Here is a 17,493-nt window from a genome sequence, read left to right as displayed (position 1 = left end):
TGGAAAAGAAGTTTCGGAAGACGTAAAATGAATTTCGGAAAGCGGCAAATTAGCTTTCCAAAAGGTTATAAAAGTTTCCGTAGGTGGCAAAAAGGCTTCGAAAGACGGAGAAGCAGCTTCCTATGGCAGCAAATGAATTTCGGAAGATGAAATATAGTGTTGTAATTGACTGTATTTGGTTTTCAATAATTTATATTTTAAAAAAAGTAGCTAGGAAAAGGAAGCGAAATGCCTCCTTTTTTATTGAAAAATATTTTTTCTGCAAAATTCTCTTACGAATGTGCGCTGAAAACCACCGCATATATCTTCTCCTAGTTACTTAAAAAAAAATAATTAAAAATTGAAATTATGTAAATGTTTTTAAAACAAGGATATTTAAGTTTGAGGAAACTTAACGCTTGACATTATGTATAAAACTACCAATCACCCCCAAAGGTATGCTTACAAAAAGGAATTGCGATTTACGGCCTCCGCTATTAACGTTTTGTTCTTCTTTTTTGCCCTGTTGATCATGGCTTACCTGGCCATAAGAATTAATAGAAATATAGAAGAGTCAAGATCCAGAGAAATAGAAAAAGTTGCTAAAGTAAAATATAGGCAGTAATTCGAATTTATGTATTTTGACCGTTTCGGGTCCTGAAACTTTACATTGCTACCTGTCGAGTCAATTCTCTAATAAAGTTTTCTGAGAGTATGTCTCTGGAATTTGATGTTTTTAAAAACTATTTTATGCTATACTTAACGTATAAAAATGCCTAGGATAAGACTAGGCATTTTTTGTTTTTACAATTGTGATTGTAGTTTATTCTTTTACTTTTACGCGGATTCCTTTACTGTGACTTGAAAATTCTGGCGCATACATGCTTTGGATTGTCGTAATCCCATTTGAGAATTCACCTTGATTGTTTACTCGAACATCGTATTCGAGAATGTACTTCCCTTTGCTAATATTGTCAAAGAAAAAGTGTGTCGCTGCATCTTTTGTACTCATATAATATCCTAAGCCGTCTTGCCATTTGTATTGCGAAAGCACATCTACAGGTTCAAAAGCTTCATAAACCTTGCTCCAATGTTTATCTAAATTTTGGGCTGTTATTGAAAGGGAGAAAAATAGGATCAGTAATTGTATAATTTTTTCATAAAAGACGTTTTATACTATGGAGCATTATTTTTATAAAAAGGTTGTAAAGGCCAGAAATAAAAAAGCAGACATAAATTTGTCAACAATATACTGCTTTTATTTATTGTCCCAAATGGATAAAATCCAGCCTGCTATTCCAAATCATTTTCCTATTTTTGAAACGCTAAAACAAAATCTATTGAAACGCTTTTTTTTAATTTTACTCTTATTTCCAATGGTCGTCTTTTCGCAATCAGAATATGCGAAAGGGGAGCAGTTTTTTAAGAGGGGGGAGTACGAAAAGGCGAAGGAAATCTTTTTGGCTATTTATCAAAAGAAGCCTAAGGATCTTGGTGTTATTGAGTATTTAGGGGATATTGATGGGCATGCTAAAAAGTGGGATGGGGCTTTTGGTTACTATGAGAAGTTAGTAGAGCTTAAGCCTTCGGAGGCTAATTATCATTATAAATATGGCGGCGCTTTGGCGATGAAGGCTAAAGAGAGCAGCAAGTTCAAGGCTTTGGGGATGATTGATGATGTGGAAGATGCTTTTAAGAAGGCAATCGAGTTAAATCCAAAGCACATAGAGGCGCGTTGGGCTTTGGTCGAATTGTATCTGCAGTTGCCTGGAATTATTGGCGGAAGCGAAAGAAAAGCGCAGAAGTATGCGGATGAATTGATGGTGCTTTCTACTGTAGACGGTTATCTTTCTAAAGGGCATATCGCGGAATATTTTAAACGGTATAAAGAAGCGGAGAAGTATTATAAAAAAGCAGTGGAGACTGGCGGATCAAAAACGACTTATAAAAAGTTGGCTGATTTGTATAAGAATAAGATGAAACAGCCGGAAAAAGCGAAAGCGGTTCTGGACGAATATACTGAAAAGAGCAAAACATAATTTAGGAACCATTCTAGGATTGCATTCTATACGATTCTAATCTGGTTCCGTATCAGACATTTAAATGAGAACACATTTTATAGCAATTGGCGGAAGTGCCATGCACAATCTTGCCATAGCGCTGCATGAAAAAGGCTACCAAGTAACTGGAAGCGATGATGCTATTTTTGAGCCGTCAAAAACGCGTTTGGAAAAAAGAGGGCTACTGCCAGAAGAATTGGGCTGGTTTCCGGAGAAAATAACATCGGATATCGAATCTGTAATTCTCGGGATGCATGCTAAAGCGGATAATCCGGAATTGTTGAAAGCGCAGGAATTGGGCTTGAAGATTTATTCGTATCCAGAATTTCTGTATGAGCAGTCAAAGAACAAGACGAGAGTAGTGATAGGCGGATCGCACGGAAAGACTACCATTACGTCAATGATTCTTCATGTGATGCATTATCATGGCATTAAAGTGGATTATATGGTTGGGGCTCAATTGGAGGGGTTTGATACGATGGTGCATCTGACAGAGGAAAATGATTTTATTGTTTTAGAAGGTGACGAGTATTTGTCTTCGCCAATGGACAGACGTCCGAAGTTTCATCTTTATCAGCCGAATATTGCCTTGATTTCGGGAATTGCTTGGGATCATATCAATGTTTTTCCGACGTATGAAAATTATGTGGAACAGTTTGAGATTTTTATCCAAAAAATAACGAACGGAGGCATCTTGGTTTATAATGAGGATGATGCTGAAGTGAAAAGAGTTGCCGAAGCTGCGACAAATCCTATTCGAAAGATTCCGTATTCTACGCCTAAATATACCGTAGAGAACGGAACTACTTTGCTCGAGACTCCAGAGGGCGCTATGCCCATCGAGGTTTTTGGCGCGCACAATTTGAACAATCTGGCCGGGGCTAAATGGATCTGCCAAAATATGGGCGTTGATGAGGCTGATTTTTATGAAGCGATTTCGAGTTTTAAAGGCGCTTCAAAGCGTCTGGAAAAAATTGGGGAGAGCAAGAAGAATGTGGCTTATAAAGATTTTGCGCATTCTCCAAGCAAAGTGGCCGCGACGACCAAAGCGGTTAAGGAGCAATATCCTGATAGAAAATTAATTGCTTGCCTAGAATTGCATACTTACAGCAGCCTTAATGCTGAGTTCTTGAAAGAATATGAAGGGGCTCTTGATTCGGCTGATGTTGCGGTAGTTTTTTATTCGCCTGATGCTGTAAAAATCAAGCAGCTTGAAGAGGTAACGTATGAACAGATTGCAAAATCGTTTAATCGTGAGGACTTGATAATTTATACCAACCCAGCCGCTTTTAAGGAGTATCTTTTCCATCTGAAATTTGATACTGAGGCTATTGCCTTATTGTTGATGAGTTCTGGAAATTATGGAGGCTTGAATTTTGATGAAGTAAAAACGTTACTGTAAAAGAATAGATTAGGCGGGTCAGATTTGGCTCGCTTATTTTTTGAATTGATAATGCCCGGTTATCTTATACTTGAAAAGACAGTCTTCTAAAACTTGTCCAGCTCCTACATTATGGACAATGAGGTTGCGTTTTCCATCGGATGTTTTTCTGTTTGTCACGATTCCGATATGAGGCATTCTTTCGCCAATCATCCACGTCACCAGATCGCCTGTTTTGTAATCGGCAGCTGCATCTGTCACTTTTAGGCTTTTGCCAAAACGAGTAAAAAAGACTTGAAGGTTTGGAACCCTGCGGTGGTCGATATTGGTATCTGTGTTTTTTAATCCCCAGTTTTTGGGATATTTTGAGAAGTTCTGCTTCATGTCTTCATGTACTTCTTTCTGCAGGTCGATTCCTAATTTTCTGTAGGCTCGTATGACGACATCAGTACATACGCCTTTGTCTTTTGGAACATCTCCGTTAGGATATTTTATAGAAAAATAGCTTGAGTCGTAGGTAACTTTATCTTTTGTCAGCGTAATTGCTGCATCGGAAAGTCTTTCGGAAAAAGTCTTTTCAACAGTAATGGAACAGAATAGTAGGAGTGCCAGTGGATAAAAATACTTCATGAACTAAGTTGTTTATAGCTATAACGTTAAAGAGGAGAAATATTTTGTGTTGGATGAGAATTATTGCGGAAGATATTTGATCTTCTGCTATATTTGTATCTTATACTTCTATTTTAATTTAAACGCCATGCAAAGCAATAGACCTCCTTCTATCAAGAATTGGGCTGATGATGACAAGCCTCGTGAAAAACTAAAAGACAAAGGCAAAGAAGCCTTGAGCAATGCAGAACTTATCGCCATCTTGATTGGTTCTGGAAATTTTACTGAAAGTGCCGTCGCCTTAAGCAAACGCATATTAGCAAGCGTTGAAAACCTAAATGCTTTAGGAAAGCTTTCTAGAGAACAATTGATAACTTTTAACGGAATTGGGGAAGCAAAGGCGATTACCATAATTGCCGCAATGGAATTGGGACGCTGTCGTCGTTCTGAAGATATGGGCAAGAATATCAAAATAACTTCTAGCAAGGTTGTTTTTGAAATAATGCAGCCCATAATAGGCGAGCTTCCACACGAAGAATTTTGGATTATCTATTTGAATAATTCCAATGGAATACTTCACAAATACCAGTTAAGTAAAGGAGGAATAACAGGGACGGTCGTTGATGTCCGTCTTGTCTTTAAAGTGGCCATTGAACAGAATGCTACGGCAATAATCTTGGCGCATTATGTAAAGTCTTTTGTTATGTAAAGAGAAGCTCTTAATATGTTGAAATTTATGAATTTTAGTATGCTTAGCTTGACATAAATAAGACATTTCGCAGTCCACACTATACGACTTCAAAAGTGAAAAATATAAGCATTTGTGTGAATTAAATAAGAAGATGAGAATTCGCTACAAGTAAGTGAGAATTTTATAGGAGTTGTTGAGAAAAGTTTTAATGTACAAAATTAAGCTGTATATATCAAATTTTTTTGCTGATGAGAATATTTCACTTATTATGAGAAAAGATCACTCGTAATGAGATAGTTTGTTAATTTGCTGTCCGATTTATAAGTCGTTGAGATTATTGTCAAATTTTTTTCCTGATGAGAATAATTCACTTATTATGAGAAAAGATCACTTGTAATGAGACAGCTTGTTAATTTGCATTCATAATATGAGAAACTTACCTCAATAAAATATAATGAATGGTAACTATTTACTTTGAAAGATAATTTGTAAATATATCATTCGGTAGTAAAATAAAGCCTGTTAATGTGCAATTCAACCCCTCGTTTTAATTTTTTTTTTGAGCAATAAAAAGTATCGATGGAAGATTGCTATTTGTTTTTTGATGAAATTGTTAATTGTCTTAGAGTTTGAGAATCTTTCAACTAATTTGAGAAATTTTCTAATATTATAGGAAATTATAAGACATACAAACTTGAATTATATTTCCATTTGTCCATTCGTGTTATTAGTGTCAATAATCAAAGAAAGTTAGAAAGTTTTGAAGAGGATGATAAATTTTCGAAGTGTATGATAATTATCTTAGTGTTTGTTGTGAATTAAATAAGAAGATGAGAATTTGCTAATCACTCGATAAATATGAATTAAATTTAAATACGATAATTTGATTCCAGTAGATGATTGTTTTATATAAGTTGCTGATTAAACAAATTTTTAAATCTTATTTGGAATTAAGAAATAGTGTATGGTTTTCTATTTAATCATAATTCTTATATAAGTATTTGGTATATATAAGAAGTTTATTGGAAAGTCTTTATTCTTTTTTGCTACTTTTGATGTTAACTAATATATCATTTTATACAAATTATCTGAAGATGTATGATTTTATCATATATACAAAAGTTATGTGTCAGTGGCTCTGAAAAAAATCCCAACGAAGGAAACTAAATGGAATATTGACGATTTTAAAAGATATAAATTGACGATATGAAAAGAACAGTATTTTTTCTAGTTATTGGTTTGACATCAATTACAGCTTTTGCTCAAAGTACATCTGAAGCCCCTACTCAAAACATTTCTACAGACAGTACTGTCGTGTATAGACTTTTTTCTACGCGAAATATGTATACATTCATCAAATTGAACACAAGAAATGGACAAATGTGGCAAGTTCAATGGGATACAGAAAGTAAATATAGGTTTGAGAATATACTATCAGACATGTCTCTAGTAAATAAAGATGAAGAAAAGAATGGTAGATTCTTTCTTTATCCAACAACAAACATATACAATTTCATTCTGCTCGACCAAATAGACGGTAGAACGTGGCAGGTGCAATGGGGAAAAGAAGAGAATAGAGAAGTGATCCGAATATATTAATGAATATTGTTAGCATAGGTACCAATTTGCAAATAAGTTTATGTAACGATTATCCAATTTGAAATCCATCGGAATAAGAAGCCAAAAGCGCAATTCAACCCCCTTAATTGTCAGAGTCATGTTATGTGAATTAAACAAGAAGATAATAATTTTATAAAAGTTGTTGATAAAACGTTAATATTGATTCGTTTCTCACCAACTTTACCTCTGTAATGAGTTCAATACAATTATGATACTGAAGATTAAACAATTCTTGAAAATAATTCATAACTTCTTTTTAATTAAAATTGTGTAAACCTTTTTTGTTTTTGGTATTATTAATTAGATGAATTTGTCATACTATCCAACTAGTTTAAGATGTAATGTATATGTATGATTTTCTCATACATATCAGTAAGTTGGTTAAAATTCTATAAAAATGATAGGAAACATCAAACATATAATCGTAATCGAAAGTCTCACAAATCGCGATGGTGCTAATTTCACAGGTGAGGCTCTTTACGATGATATAATAAGAAGACACATAGATTTATACGAGCGTGATTTTACACATGCTTTTTATAAAGCTCCAACCAAACAAGATTTAATTGAAACTATTTCTTCTTATGTTCCAAAAGCAAAAGAACTTGAAGAAGGAATTTTAATACATCTTGAAATGCATGGCGATGAAAAATTGGGTGGATTAATTTTGACAGATGGAAGTCTAATAAAATGGGAAGAACTCGCCGATTTATTTCGAGAAATCAATATAAATACTTGTGATAAACTTTTCATTACGTTGGGAACATGTTTCGGTAGATTTTTATACAAAGGAGTTAATCCATATAAAAAATCGCCATATTCGGGCTACATATCCGCGAGCATAGAAGTTAATCCCGAGGAAGTTTATATAAAATTTGGAAAACTATTTGAAGAATTAATTAATCGGGGAAACATTGTTGAAAGTTATCTCGAAATGGAAAAAACAGGATCAAACTTTTATTATAAAGATTCTAAGAGAATTTTCGAAGAAGCCTTTAATAGTTCAATGCAACAATTAAAAGATGGCTTGCGCAATGAAATGCTCAATGAATCAGTTAAACAAGTAAAAAATGAAATTGGAGCTGATATTCCACCTCATATGGCAGAAATACTTTTTGATCTTGCTTTGCGAAACATTTATCTTGCACACAAAAAAGCATTTGATTTTGATGATTGTAAATAAGAACTGCAGAACCGCTCTTACTCAAAACCGGAAAATTGCATATATTTACAACTACTCATAAAGTTGCCATTACTGCGTAAAGCTGCTGAACGTTATGCATAATAATCTCCAACAAACTCATAAAATGAAATGCATTGCTTGCTTCATAGATAATAAATATCAAAATAAATTAAAAGAGAAATGTTTTGGAATTCGCAGATTTGAAGACAAACTGCTTAAATACAAACAATTATTTCTTTATGAAGTCAATAATTTACAAAGTGTTTCAAAATGTAATTGTGACTATAAAAATACAAATGCTGAGTATGTAAAATGGACAGATTGTTTTCTAAATGAAACTAAAAATTCTATTGACATCATTGAAGACACGTTTGATGAATTGATAAATATTTATAAAAGTTATATTTCTGAAAACATCAAGGTCGCCACAAACAAAATATGGGATTTTTTGGTTAAAAATGATTTATTGAAAGATACTGAAGGCGGCTTTTCATATTCAACATTATTCTACAGAGCAAGAATTGATGATGGTTCTTTTGATAAAAATGACATAAACAATTTCTTTCATGTACCTTTTGACAAAAGAGAATTGATCGGAAATCAAAGATTTAGTATATCTGGACAACCTATGCTATATCTCGCTAAATCAATGATTGGAATTGAAAAAGAACTTTGTAATCCAACCAATAAGCTAGCGATTTCAGCTTTTTTACCTTTATATAAAGATTTCTACTCGAAAAATTACTATACAATTAAAAATACTTTATTTAATACAATAGTAAAGAGTCTTCCCAGTATTGCGGAAGTAGGCAGTAAATTAGATTACTACAATTCTGATTTAACTCCAAACAGAAAGTCATTAAAGAATGATTTACAGAAATCTATATTGTCTCAGGTATTAACATTTCCAGTAGAAAGTAAACATCCATTTATGTCTGAATATGTTCTGCCTCAAATGTTAACTACTGCATTACTTGAAAATAAATATGGAGGTATAGCTTTCCCTTCAACAAAAGATTATTCAGAATTGGAAGCATACCATAAATTTTCAGATTATGAATCAAATTTCGCGGTATTTATAAATTACTCATCTATAGACTTATATGATAATCAGCTATTAAACTCATTTTTATATTTTACATTTAATGGTCAGGAAAAACTTGATTACACAACGAAACAAATTTTGGAAAAATTTAAATTCGTTATTGAACTAAATAAGCAGTCGGAAACAGATAATTTTATATTACCACTTATAAATCTCAAATTACATATTGAATATTTAGAAAATGCAACTTTAGATGGAATTAGCTATTTTAAAACTTTAAACGGCAAAATAGAACTCGAATTTTGTTCGAAATTAGCAGATTTCTTTATTAACAAAATTCAATAATTACAATGCCTAACAGCGGTTTCGTGCAATTGCGAATTTTATGGTAAGTTCACATTTTGCATTTCGCAATAATTTTTACCTTTAACAGGAAATAATAGGTTCCGAACCTCGCAACTGCGCAAAGTGTCAGAACGTTGTGTGCAATACCAAAGAACGAAAATCCAATGAAAGAGCCAGCAGAAGAATTAACATTAGTAATTAATAAAATACGAGATAAACTTACAGAACTTTTTCATTATGTTACTGAATATGAAATGTTGTATAATGATAATCCTGAAATACAAAATATTATTGCTGATGTCAATTCAAGATTTTTTTCAGACTTATATTGGTTATATTGGAACTTCATTACAATTAGAGTTTGTGCTTTAATGGATAATAAATTTACAGGTTCAAATGAAAACTTGACAGTTCCAAAACTCATTGATGTAATTGAAAAATTAAATCTAAATTGTCTAAATACTATAAAATCTAAACAAGAAATAATTCTTGAAAAATTAAAGCCTTTTAGAAAAGTTAGAAACAAAGCATTTGCACATTTTGATTTAGAAACAATGACTTCACAAAAAACTTTAGAAGTTATTGAATTAGATGATTTAATATTTATCTGCAATCAAATTGAAGATATTTTAAATGAAGTTAATCGGGAATTAAACTTACCTGAAACGTTGTTTGGTTGCAGAAGCCAAGAGGGAGCGATGCGTTTAATTAATTTCCTTCGATTAGGTGGAGAACGAAAAAAACAAATTATTAATCAAGAAATACCAAGGCACTGACACAAACAGTATATTTAATAAATCGCTGGTTTATTGATGATTGAAATAATTTTTTAAACCAAGAAAGTTTTATATTAGCAGAGAGAAATCAATCCGCTTTGATCCGCAACTGTCGGTTACAGACTAAACGTTACTAGCAATATTATGGACTTACCAAAATACGACAACGCATCTAAAAAAGGAGAAGATGGAATTACCATTGTAAAAACAATCGTTGAGAACGAGTTAAATTGGGTGTTTAGGAAAAATCATCAAGAAACGGATTTCGGTATTGATGCTTATATTGACATAATTTCTGAAGCTGGCCATGTGACTGGAAAGTCAATCGCTTTGCAGATTAAAACTGGGGAATCATATTTCAAGGAGAAAAATGATCTTGGCTGGGTTTACAGGGGTGAAATGAAGCATTTAAATTACTATTTAAATCATGATATCCCAGTTATAATAATTCTTGTAGATAATGTAAAAAAAGAAGTTTTTTGGACTGCTTGTGAACCTGACAAAACTATTCGAGCTGGAGAAAATTGGAAAATTAATGTTTCCTCAAATCAAAAATTATTAAAAAAAAGCAAATCTGAACTTGAAAAACATGTAAGTCCAGTCACAGATTATGTCTCTCAATTAGAGCATTTTTGGGAAGAGAATAAAATGTTGTTAAAGTTTAAGAGGCTGATTTTAATTGTTGATAAGGACAGCGTTGAAAAGAAAAACTTTTCAGATATAGTTTCGGTATTTGAAAGAATACAAACAAACCCCGAACTAATAATGAATTATAAAGATAATGTAGAAATATCAATTCATGGCTATGATAACGATTTCAGGGAACTATATCAAATTAAAGAAGTTGTTGAATGGTTACATGAAATCATAAATAAAGTTGAAGGCTGGCTATATTTTTTAAATATGTCAGACTCTGGTCAGTTTCTTAAACTTATATTTATTTCAAATATTCAATACGAGTTGCATCCTGAAAAAAATACTACGACAAAAAGATATCTTGAATATGATACAAAAAAAGCTAAAGATTTCGTATTTGTCTTATTCGACAATTTTAATGCATTTTGTGAAAAGCACAATATATCGGAAGAGGTAAATGAAGAAATTTCAGTGAAGTTTTTAGAATTCATTTCGTAATTATACTGCTGGAATAGCAGTTTAGTGCAATAGCTCGTTTAAGGCAGAAATTACTCAAAAGGGAATTTATTTATCTTTATTCTACCACATGGTAAAATATTTTCCAAAAGACAATTACTCAAGAACTACCGAAATTCCTACCGACGAATTTGAAAAATACTAATCACAAGCTTATCTATAACAGCCGCTTAGCTCAATAATTAGTTGTTTAGTCAATTTCACAAAAAACTCTATCTTTAACAGAAAATAATTGGTTTGCTGGCTCCGCTACTGCGCCAAGCCACAACACATTAGCCAAGCTCAACAAACATTAATGGAAATTCAAGAAATAAAAAATATCCTTTTAAGAAATTCAGAAACTAAAGAGTTAGATGATTTATCATTGCTAATCGATGAAGCTGTGAATTTTGGTACGCATATTCTAAATTGGGAGATTGAAAAAAATAATTCACATAGAGAAAATGCTATAAGTCAAATTTTTTTTAAAAATATTTTAGAAATAGTCGATGGAATTTCCATACTAGTAAAAAAATCCTCAATAGATAATACCAAAGTATTATTTAGAGTACTGTTAGAAAATATCCTTTACTTAGAGTATCTTTTAGAAAATGATTTTAAAAAAAGAGCATTAGCCTACATAGTTACGACAATTCATAAGGAAATTAAATTTTTCTCCAAGCTTGAGGATAATACGCAAGTCGGAAAAGAATTTAAGGCACAACTTAAAAAAGACAAAATCTTTAAAAATGTTCCTTTCTTTGAGCTTCCAACCATCGAAAAAAAAAAAGAAAGCTTTGAAAATAAATTACAATTACCTGCATTTTTAGAAACGGAACAGGAATATCAAAGAACATTAATCAGAATTAAAAATCCTAATTGGTATTCATTATATGATGGTCCACATAATATTGAAAACTTGGCTAAATACTTAAATCACCATTCTTTGTATGAGGCTTTTTATAGGGGGTACTCTGAGGACATTCATATTTCAAATATTGTAAAAAGTAATTTAGTAGAAAAAAAGGGTGAGATAATTATGAAATCAATGCGCGAAAGCTACGAAGCCAAGCATATTGTATCTGAAATATTAACATGTTTAATAATAGCATATTCCAACTTTATAATAAAACGAATTCCTGAAAAATGTGGGATATACGAAAAATGGCATAACGATTTTACGGTAAAGTTTGACGAGCTTTAATTTTAAAGCTTACGAGTAACTTAAAGACCATTACATAAAGAGAGCTTATAATTAATTATTCAACCAAAGATATTATGACTGAATTAGAGTTATTAGAACTTTTAATCAAAACCGAGAGTGAATTACAAATGATTTTACTAGACATTCATTTCGCAAAAGATGACAAAGAAAAGTATGTTGCGCTCTCTAGAAAGAATGATATTGACGATAAAATTGAATTGGTAAAAATTGAATTGAGAGATATTAAAGATAAAACAGAAAGTCAAAACTCAAAGTCTGGTGTCATAAATCAATTTAATCATTATATTGAGCAAATAAACTTAGCAAGACAAGGTGCAAGATTAACGAGAAATCAAGGAATGATTTTAGAGAACATGTTATTTGGTTATATTTCTATGGATATTTACAGGCAGGTTTCTGAAAAATCTTTTGGGGCACACATTCCGGCTTATTTGCACTATACATATGACAAAGAAAACTCAGTATCAATTCCAGAACTTACAGAATTTCTAAGAAATGAAATTAGAATTGTGAAAGATATAGATGATGTTGACTATGTAAAACTCATGGCTTATTTTATAGGATTCAAAGAAAGAGTTCATGGTAAATTTATGAGTTGATTTAAGTTGTTGGCAACAGGGGTTTGGCGAAATGGCTGGTTTTATTCTTACCGTTTCCGAAAAACTCATATCTTTAACAGAAATAAATCGTTCCGAAAACCGCCAAAACTACCAAGTCACGGAAGCTTATAGCCAATTTTGAAAAACATTATAACTAACTTCAAGAACCAAAGCAACATGGAATATAATAAATTAGTGGACGGAATATCTGAAAGAGCAGGAATTAATAGAAAACTATTTGATTTAGATTTTGACCAAAAGGATGGGGATGGGATTATGTTAAGAAACCGGCAAGATTCCAATCATCATTATTTTAGAAAATGTGAGCATTGGGAAAATACAAGAGAAAGATGGAAAAGTACAGTCTTATTTGTTCCGTCCGCAATTATAAAAGATTTCTTAGGGATTCTTAATTCGATTTTTGAGGAAAATGATGAAGAAACTATTGATTTAGACAATATTCCTGCAACATTTGAATATCATAACGATGATAAATCTTTTAATGTTTTGCTTGGAACAGAAGGAGAATATTATAGAATAGAGCTTGCGAAAAAAGATGAATGAAAACTAATAAATATTAAATACATCATGTGTACAACTACCTGTTTATAAAGTAACTGTAAACGATCAAATTAACGCAATTTTGGAAAATGAATAAGGCGGGGCATTCTTCAGACTCAACAGTTATAATTCGGAATGAGAAACCGGTAGTCCGGCAAATGTGCGAATGTACTAAATGTAAATAGCAAAGAAACTAGCTATAACAGCCTGCAACCGCAATTGCGGAAATTTCGGTTGTAGAACGTTTTGCTTTTACGAAGATACATTATCTTCAGCAGGAGAAACTCAGTTCGCTTCGATCCGCGACTGATAGTTACAGGCAAAACGTTATAAGCCATTTATCGAAAAAAAAATACTTCAAATTTTGGTAAGTTTGAAAAACTAAATAGAAAGAATGTCAATTTCAGAACTCACTACATATTCAACTATAATAATCGAAACTTTCCATGAAGAAGGTGGAACTGGAACTGGTTTTTTCTTCGATTTCAATGACGCTGATTTAGGTAATACCGATAAATTGATAATCGTAACAAATTGGCACGTGATTGAAAATTCTTCAACTGAACAATTGATCTTTACAAAAATTGATAACACTGGAAAACCTATCGATACTGAACATCTAACAATAGTTTTAGATAACTTTGAATCACTTTGGATTCCTCATCCCAATCACGAAGTCGATTTGGCAATTCTACCAATAAAATCCATTTTGCATCAAATTCCTGAGAACTTTTATTTTGGAGCGTTCGATCGAAGTCATATTCCAACAAAAGAAGGTCTTGAAAATTTATGTGCTATCGAAGAAGTTACAATGATAGGGTATCCTCATGGAATTTGGGATGAAAGCAACAATAAACCACTTATTCGTAAAGGGATTACAGCAACTAATCCAAGACTGGATTACTGTGGTGAAAAAGAATTTTTAATTGATATTGCTTGCTTCTTGGGCTCTAGTGGTTCTCCAGTTTTGATTTACAATGTAGGACAATATTTAGATGGTGCCGATAACCACTATTTTGTTTCCTATAGAATTGTTCTTTTAGGAATACTTTATTCGGCTCGATATTATACATCAGAAGGTAAAATCAAAGTTGTAAAAATTCCAGCTAAGAAAAAACAAATTTCAATGACGGACATTCCTTTGAATCTTGGAACGGTCATTCGAGCTGAGAGAATTTTAGATTTTGAAAAATACATATAAGCCGCTTAATAAAACGCCCGTAAGCGAATTGAGTTTGTTTAGAGTTGCTGGAAGTTGTTGTTTCACGAAGAATGTTTATATTCGGCACACTTGAATCGCGAATTTACTTAGAGGCAAAAGTTTTCACAAATAAAATATGTTATTTACCTTTAGTTTATTGAGGAAACCGTAAATCATATACAAGAATAATCCAAAATGGGTTAGATTTAAAAAATCTAAAAATGGAACAAAAAGTCATACAATTTCAATAGGTGATATAAATGCTCCAATTCAAATTCAACAGACTTTAGTTGTTCAAGTCAAGTTCAAAAAATAAAGCAATTTTCAGAAAGCATAGATGAGTTTATAAGAAAAACATACATCAATCGGGCAATATTTTCGAATCGAAATATAAATTGCTTCAGTGTCTTTCGAAGGTAAAAAGCTTTATGTAATGAGAGCTTGAGAACCGGATCGTATGTATTATCTTGTTTCTAATTCTTTTTTTGATTGGAAGTACTTCTTCTAATTTCTCTTTTTGTAGGCAAATCAATCATTAAGTCACCATTATCATCAACGCTTAAGACATGCTTGTAATGTTTATATACAAAAAGAGCAGAATCTAATTTTGTGTATTTTTTTATGTATGTCCTGGAATCATTATTATCTTCAATTTTATAAGCAATGCCATAATCTCTTTGCATCATGTTATAAAGCTTTCTGTAAATATTTAAAGAGTCTTGTTTCAGACTGATTGTTGAAATTAGTTGGTTATCCTTTCTTTTAGTACTGTATTTTACATCGATATTTTTTTTAGAAAGAGAAACGTATGATTCATATACTTGAAGTGAATCACCTATCTGTGCATTCTTATTCTTTAAACTTTCAATCTCTTTAACCTGCTCATTAATTAACTTCAATAAATCTTCGGAAGATACTTTTTTATTATTGATACGAATCCCACAATCATCAATAAATCGTTCAATAATACTATCATTCTTGGTTTTCTGTTTAGAAAGTTGAGCTTCTTTAATTACTGTCTTTTCAATTAAATTTTCTCTCTTTTGCACTTGTTTTTCGAGCTTCTTATTGTCTAAAATTAAAATAAACAAGAGAGCTAAAGAAACCAGCAAACTAGCCAATAAGATTAATATATATATTCGATATTTAATATATTTACTTTCCATTGACTTTTTTTTCTAGATTCTTAATGCCTTCTTCTATATCCTCAACTCTTTTGTTTTCGTAATTCTGTTTTTCTGTTCTGCAGTTATCTATCTGTTCCCTTAATTTTTCATTAAAATCTTGTTGCATCTCGAATTTTTCCATTCTAAATTCAAGATTAAGCTTTACAGTTGCAATACCATACCCCATGGAAGCAACAGCAATAAAGCCACTTATTATGGCAAACCACTTTTTAATTGGTTCTTCATACCAATTTTGCGATACAGGATCAGTTGATCTCCTTGCAACCATAAATATTCTATCTTAACTTTAATTTAAAATTATTTTACTATTTAAAGCAAACATAGCAGCAATTCTTGAATGTAACACTCTATATTTGCGTTTACGAATTTTTATTGGCGATAATTATGCCTATTTGTAGAAGTAACCCTCTTCATGTAATCGGTTACTGGTTGCAAGGGATCATCCTTTTCAAGGGAAGCTCTATATTTTATACTATCCGGGACATCAATTTTGTTCAATTGGACAATCAGTCCAGTAATAGTTTGCTCTCCAGAATATGACGTTTTTCGATAACTCATTTTATATCCATTATCACATACTATCTTCATTAACTCTACAGTATGGACGCTAAAATCTTGTTGACTTGAAAAAGTCAAATCATCAACATATCTAGTATAGGTAATGCCATAAGTATTACAATATTCAATCAGCTTCCTATCAGTCTGAAGAAATACAATATTAGAAATATGCGTGCTTGTTGGGGCGCCTTGGGGCACCTTGTGTTTATAGGTAACCAATTTACAGAGGTGGCTAGCAAAATGATTACTATATCCTAATTTCAGAAATGCATCATAAACCATTTTCGATGATATAGAAGGATAAAACTCTTGTAAATCTGTTGCAAAAATATATTTATTTCCTTGATGAACCTTAGCGTTGGTAATATTACTTTTTTTCTTGGTCCCACCATGAACATTATCTGGCAATGCAATCTTTGACAAAATTCTATTTTTTGCTCTTTGTTGTGCAAGTTTTAAATCTCCTTGGGAGGGATTGATAATGCGAATTTTAAGATTCCCATTTTTATAAGTTTTAAAAGAACCTTTTTTGGGATCAAATTTTTTTTCTTCTTTTTGGCGATAAAAGCTGTCTATGTTGTCTAAAATATATACAATTCTTTCAGGCGACATTTTTAGTATCGCCGAAAGTTGCTTCAATTGATATTTTTTAAAGCCCGAAGACGTCACCGACAAGATTTTTTAAGGGTAAATTTAGTAGCTTGAAAGCTTCGCGCTTGTTTGGATCAATATCTTGTTCATTAAGAGATAGGAAAAATAATACTGGAAGAGGCACATCGAGGCAAGCACTTATTTTTTTCAGTACCGATAGGTTAGGTTCTTTTTTATTTCCTTCAATTTGAGAAAGATATGTTTGTGTAATATCGCAATTAGCAGCTAACTCATTTTGAGTTTGCTGCCTATCTTTTCTTATATTTTTAATTACAGTTCCTAAGTCCATGGTTGTTTTTGGAAAAAAAATTAAGGAGTGTCGGTTTTACTTAGCGTTTGAATTTGATTTGGTCAGAAAATTTAAAACTAACAAGACAATTTCGGCTACCTCTTGTTTGAGATGTTTATCCGTTAGACCTTTCTTACATTTCAGCATCTGCAATTTCGCTTTTGCGTCATTAAGGATTGTAACATCCGTTTCCGAAAGAGAACACTGGTTCTTTAGTTTGATTTCCTCAATCGCATTGATAAGGAAATCCATGTTTCGATTTCTTTTAACTCTGGACATGATATTTTTTTTAAAATTAATATACAGGACGACGTTCGTCCCTGCTCATGTCGAAGCTGTGCCTGATATTAAATGCGTAGACAATGTTCTCTATGCACTCACTTAATGTTTCCTGCTCATTTA

General features: G+C 32.0%; 17 protein-coding genes and 2 pseudogenes. 12 read left to right on the top strand and 7 right to left on the bottom strand.

Annotated features, from left to right (window positions below; all coding sequences use genetic code 11):
• Positions 1-802: 802 nt before the first annotated feature.
• Positions 803-1,045 (bottom strand): annotated as a pseudogene (locus GGR22_RS17200) (alpha-2-macroglobulin family protein); the annotation flags it as partial.
• A gap of 112 nt (positions 1,046-1,157) precedes the next feature.
• On the opposite strand from GGR22_RS17200, the gene GGR22_RS14285 reads away from it, so the two are divergent.
• Both GGR22_RS14285 and GGR22_RS14280 read left to right on the top strand, forming a co-directional pair.
• Positions 1,158-2,018: a tetratricopeptide repeat protein gene (locus GGR22_RS14285; protein WP_317169794.1), complete on the top strand. Its 861-nt coding sequence runs from the start codon at positions 1,158-1,160 to the stop codon at positions 2,016-2,018.
• Positions 2,019-2,082: 64 nt separating this feature from the next.
• Positions 2,083-3,441: a UDP-N-acetylmuramate--L-alanine ligase gene (locus tag GGR22_RS14280; RefSeq protein ID WP_121376850.1), complete on the top strand. Its 1,359-nt coding sequence runs from the start codon at positions 2,083-2,085 to the stop codon at positions 3,439-3,441.
• 33 nt (positions 3,442-3,474) lie between these two features.
• On the opposite strand, the gene GGR22_RS14275 is transcribed toward GGR22_RS14280, so the two are convergent.
• Positions 3,475-4,050: a DUF1287 domain-containing protein gene (locus GGR22_RS14275; RefSeq protein ID WP_121376849.1), complete on the bottom strand. Its 576-nt coding sequence runs from the start codon at positions 4,048-4,050 to the stop codon at positions 3,475-3,477.
• Positions 4,051-4,177: 127 nt separating this feature from the next.
• Here GGR22_RS14275 and GGR22_RS14270 point away from each other — a divergent pair.
• From GGR22_RS14270 to GGR22_RS14225, 10 genes and pseudogenes are all read left to right on the top strand, one after another.
• Positions 4,178-4,714: pseudogene (locus GGR22_RS14270) on the top strand (JAB domain-containing protein); the annotation flags it as partial.
• Between the two features lie 1,212 nt (positions 4,715-5,926).
• On the top strand, positions 5,927-6,319 hold the full coding sequence (locus GGR22_RS14265) for a hypothetical protein (RefSeq protein ID WP_182494200.1): 393 nt from the start codon (positions 5,927-5,929) through the stop codon (positions 6,317-6,319).
• A gap of 418 nt (positions 6,320-6,737) precedes the next feature.
• Complete coding sequence (locus GGR22_RS14260) at positions 6,738-7,523, top strand: hypothetical protein (protein WP_182494199.1); 786 nt, start codon at positions 6,738-6,740, stop codon at positions 7,521-7,523.
• Between the two features lie 124 nt (positions 7,524-7,647).
• The gene (locus GGR22_RS14255) at positions 7,648-8,913 is read left to right on the top strand and encodes a hypothetical protein (protein WP_182494198.1); all 1,266 of its coding nucleotides are present in this window, start codon (positions 7,648-7,650) and stop codon (positions 8,911-8,913) included.
• 164 nt (positions 8,914-9,077) lie between these two features.
• Positions 9,078-9,689 carry an AbiU2 domain-containing protein gene (locus tag GGR22_RS14250; RefSeq protein WP_182494197.1) on the top strand — a complete coding sequence of 204 codons (612 nt, stop codon included), beginning with the start codon at positions 9,078-9,080 and terminating at the stop codon, positions 9,687-9,689.
• A gap of 144 nt (positions 9,690-9,833) precedes the next feature.
• Positions 9,834-10,823, top strand: coding sequence for a DUF4365 domain-containing protein (locus GGR22_RS14245; RefSeq protein WP_182494196.1), 990 nt, complete (start codon positions 9,834-9,836; stop codon positions 10,821-10,823).
• Positions 10,824-11,136: 313 nt separating this feature from the next.
• Positions 11,137-12,024, top strand: a complete 888-nt coding sequence (locus tag GGR22_RS14240) for a DUF5677 domain-containing protein (RefSeq protein ID WP_182494195.1) — start codon at positions 11,137-11,139, stop codon at positions 12,022-12,024.
• Positions 12,025-12,098: 74 nt separating this feature from the next.
• On the top strand, positions 12,099-12,644 hold the full coding sequence (locus tag GGR22_RS14235; RefSeq protein ID WP_182494194.1) for a hypothetical protein: 546 nt from the start codon (positions 12,099-12,101) through the stop codon (positions 12,642-12,644).
• A 177-nt stretch (positions 12,645-12,821) separates the two neighbouring features.
• Positions 12,822-13,208 carry a hypothetical protein gene (locus GGR22_RS14230; protein WP_182494193.1) on the top strand — a complete coding sequence of 129 codons (387 nt, stop codon included), beginning with the start codon at positions 12,822-12,824 and terminating at the stop codon, positions 13,206-13,208.
• Between the two features lie 391 nt (positions 13,209-13,599).
• Entirely contained in the window at positions 13,600-14,406 is an 807-nt protein-coding gene (locus GGR22_RS14225; protein ID WP_182494192.1) for a S1 family peptidase, read from the top strand.
• Positions 14,407-14,879: 473 nt separating this feature from the next.
• Here GGR22_RS14225 and GGR22_RS14220 read toward each other — a convergent pair whose 3' ends face one another.
• The 5 genes from GGR22_RS14220 to GGR22_RS14200 all read right to left on the bottom strand — a co-directional run bounded on the left by GGR22_RS14220 (position 14,880) and on the right by GGR22_RS14200 (position 17,370).
• Positions 14,880-15,572: a hypothetical protein gene (locus GGR22_RS14220; protein WP_182494191.1), complete on the bottom strand. Its 693-nt coding sequence runs from the start codon at positions 15,570-15,572 to the stop codon at positions 14,880-14,882.
• The gene (locus GGR22_RS14215) at positions 15,562-15,861 is read right to left on the bottom strand and encodes a hypothetical protein (RefSeq protein WP_182494190.1); all 300 of its coding nucleotides are present in this window, start codon (positions 15,859-15,861) and stop codon (positions 15,562-15,564) included. The genes GGR22_RS14220 and GGR22_RS14215 overlap by 11 nt, the downstream gene beginning before the upstream one ends.
• 101 nt (positions 15,862-15,962) lie before the next feature.
• Complete coding sequence (locus tag GGR22_RS14210) at positions 15,963-16,790, bottom strand: reverse transcriptase family protein (protein WP_182494189.1); 828 nt, start codon at positions 16,788-16,790, stop codon at positions 15,963-15,965.
• A 10-nt stretch (positions 16,791-16,800) separates the two neighbouring features.
• The gene (locus tag GGR22_RS14205) at positions 16,801-17,091 is read right to left on the bottom strand and encodes a helix-turn-helix domain-containing protein (RefSeq protein ID WP_182494188.1); all 291 of its coding nucleotides are present in this window, start codon (positions 17,089-17,091) and stop codon (positions 16,801-16,803) included.
• Between the two features lie 36 nt (positions 17,092-17,127).
• Entirely contained in the window at positions 17,128-17,370 is a 243-nt protein-coding gene (locus GGR22_RS14200) for a hypothetical protein (RefSeq protein WP_182494187.1), read from the bottom strand.
• Between the last annotated feature and the right edge of the window lie 123 nt (positions 17,371-17,493).

It is taken from the genome of Flavobacterium gossypii (assembly GCF_014138495.1).
Lineage (GTDB): Bacteria > Bacteroidota > Bacteroidia > Flavobacteriales > Flavobacteriaceae > Flavobacterium > Flavobacterium endophyticum.
Note: the sequence above shows the minus strand (reverse complement) of the source record. Positions and strands in the feature narration are given on the sequence as shown.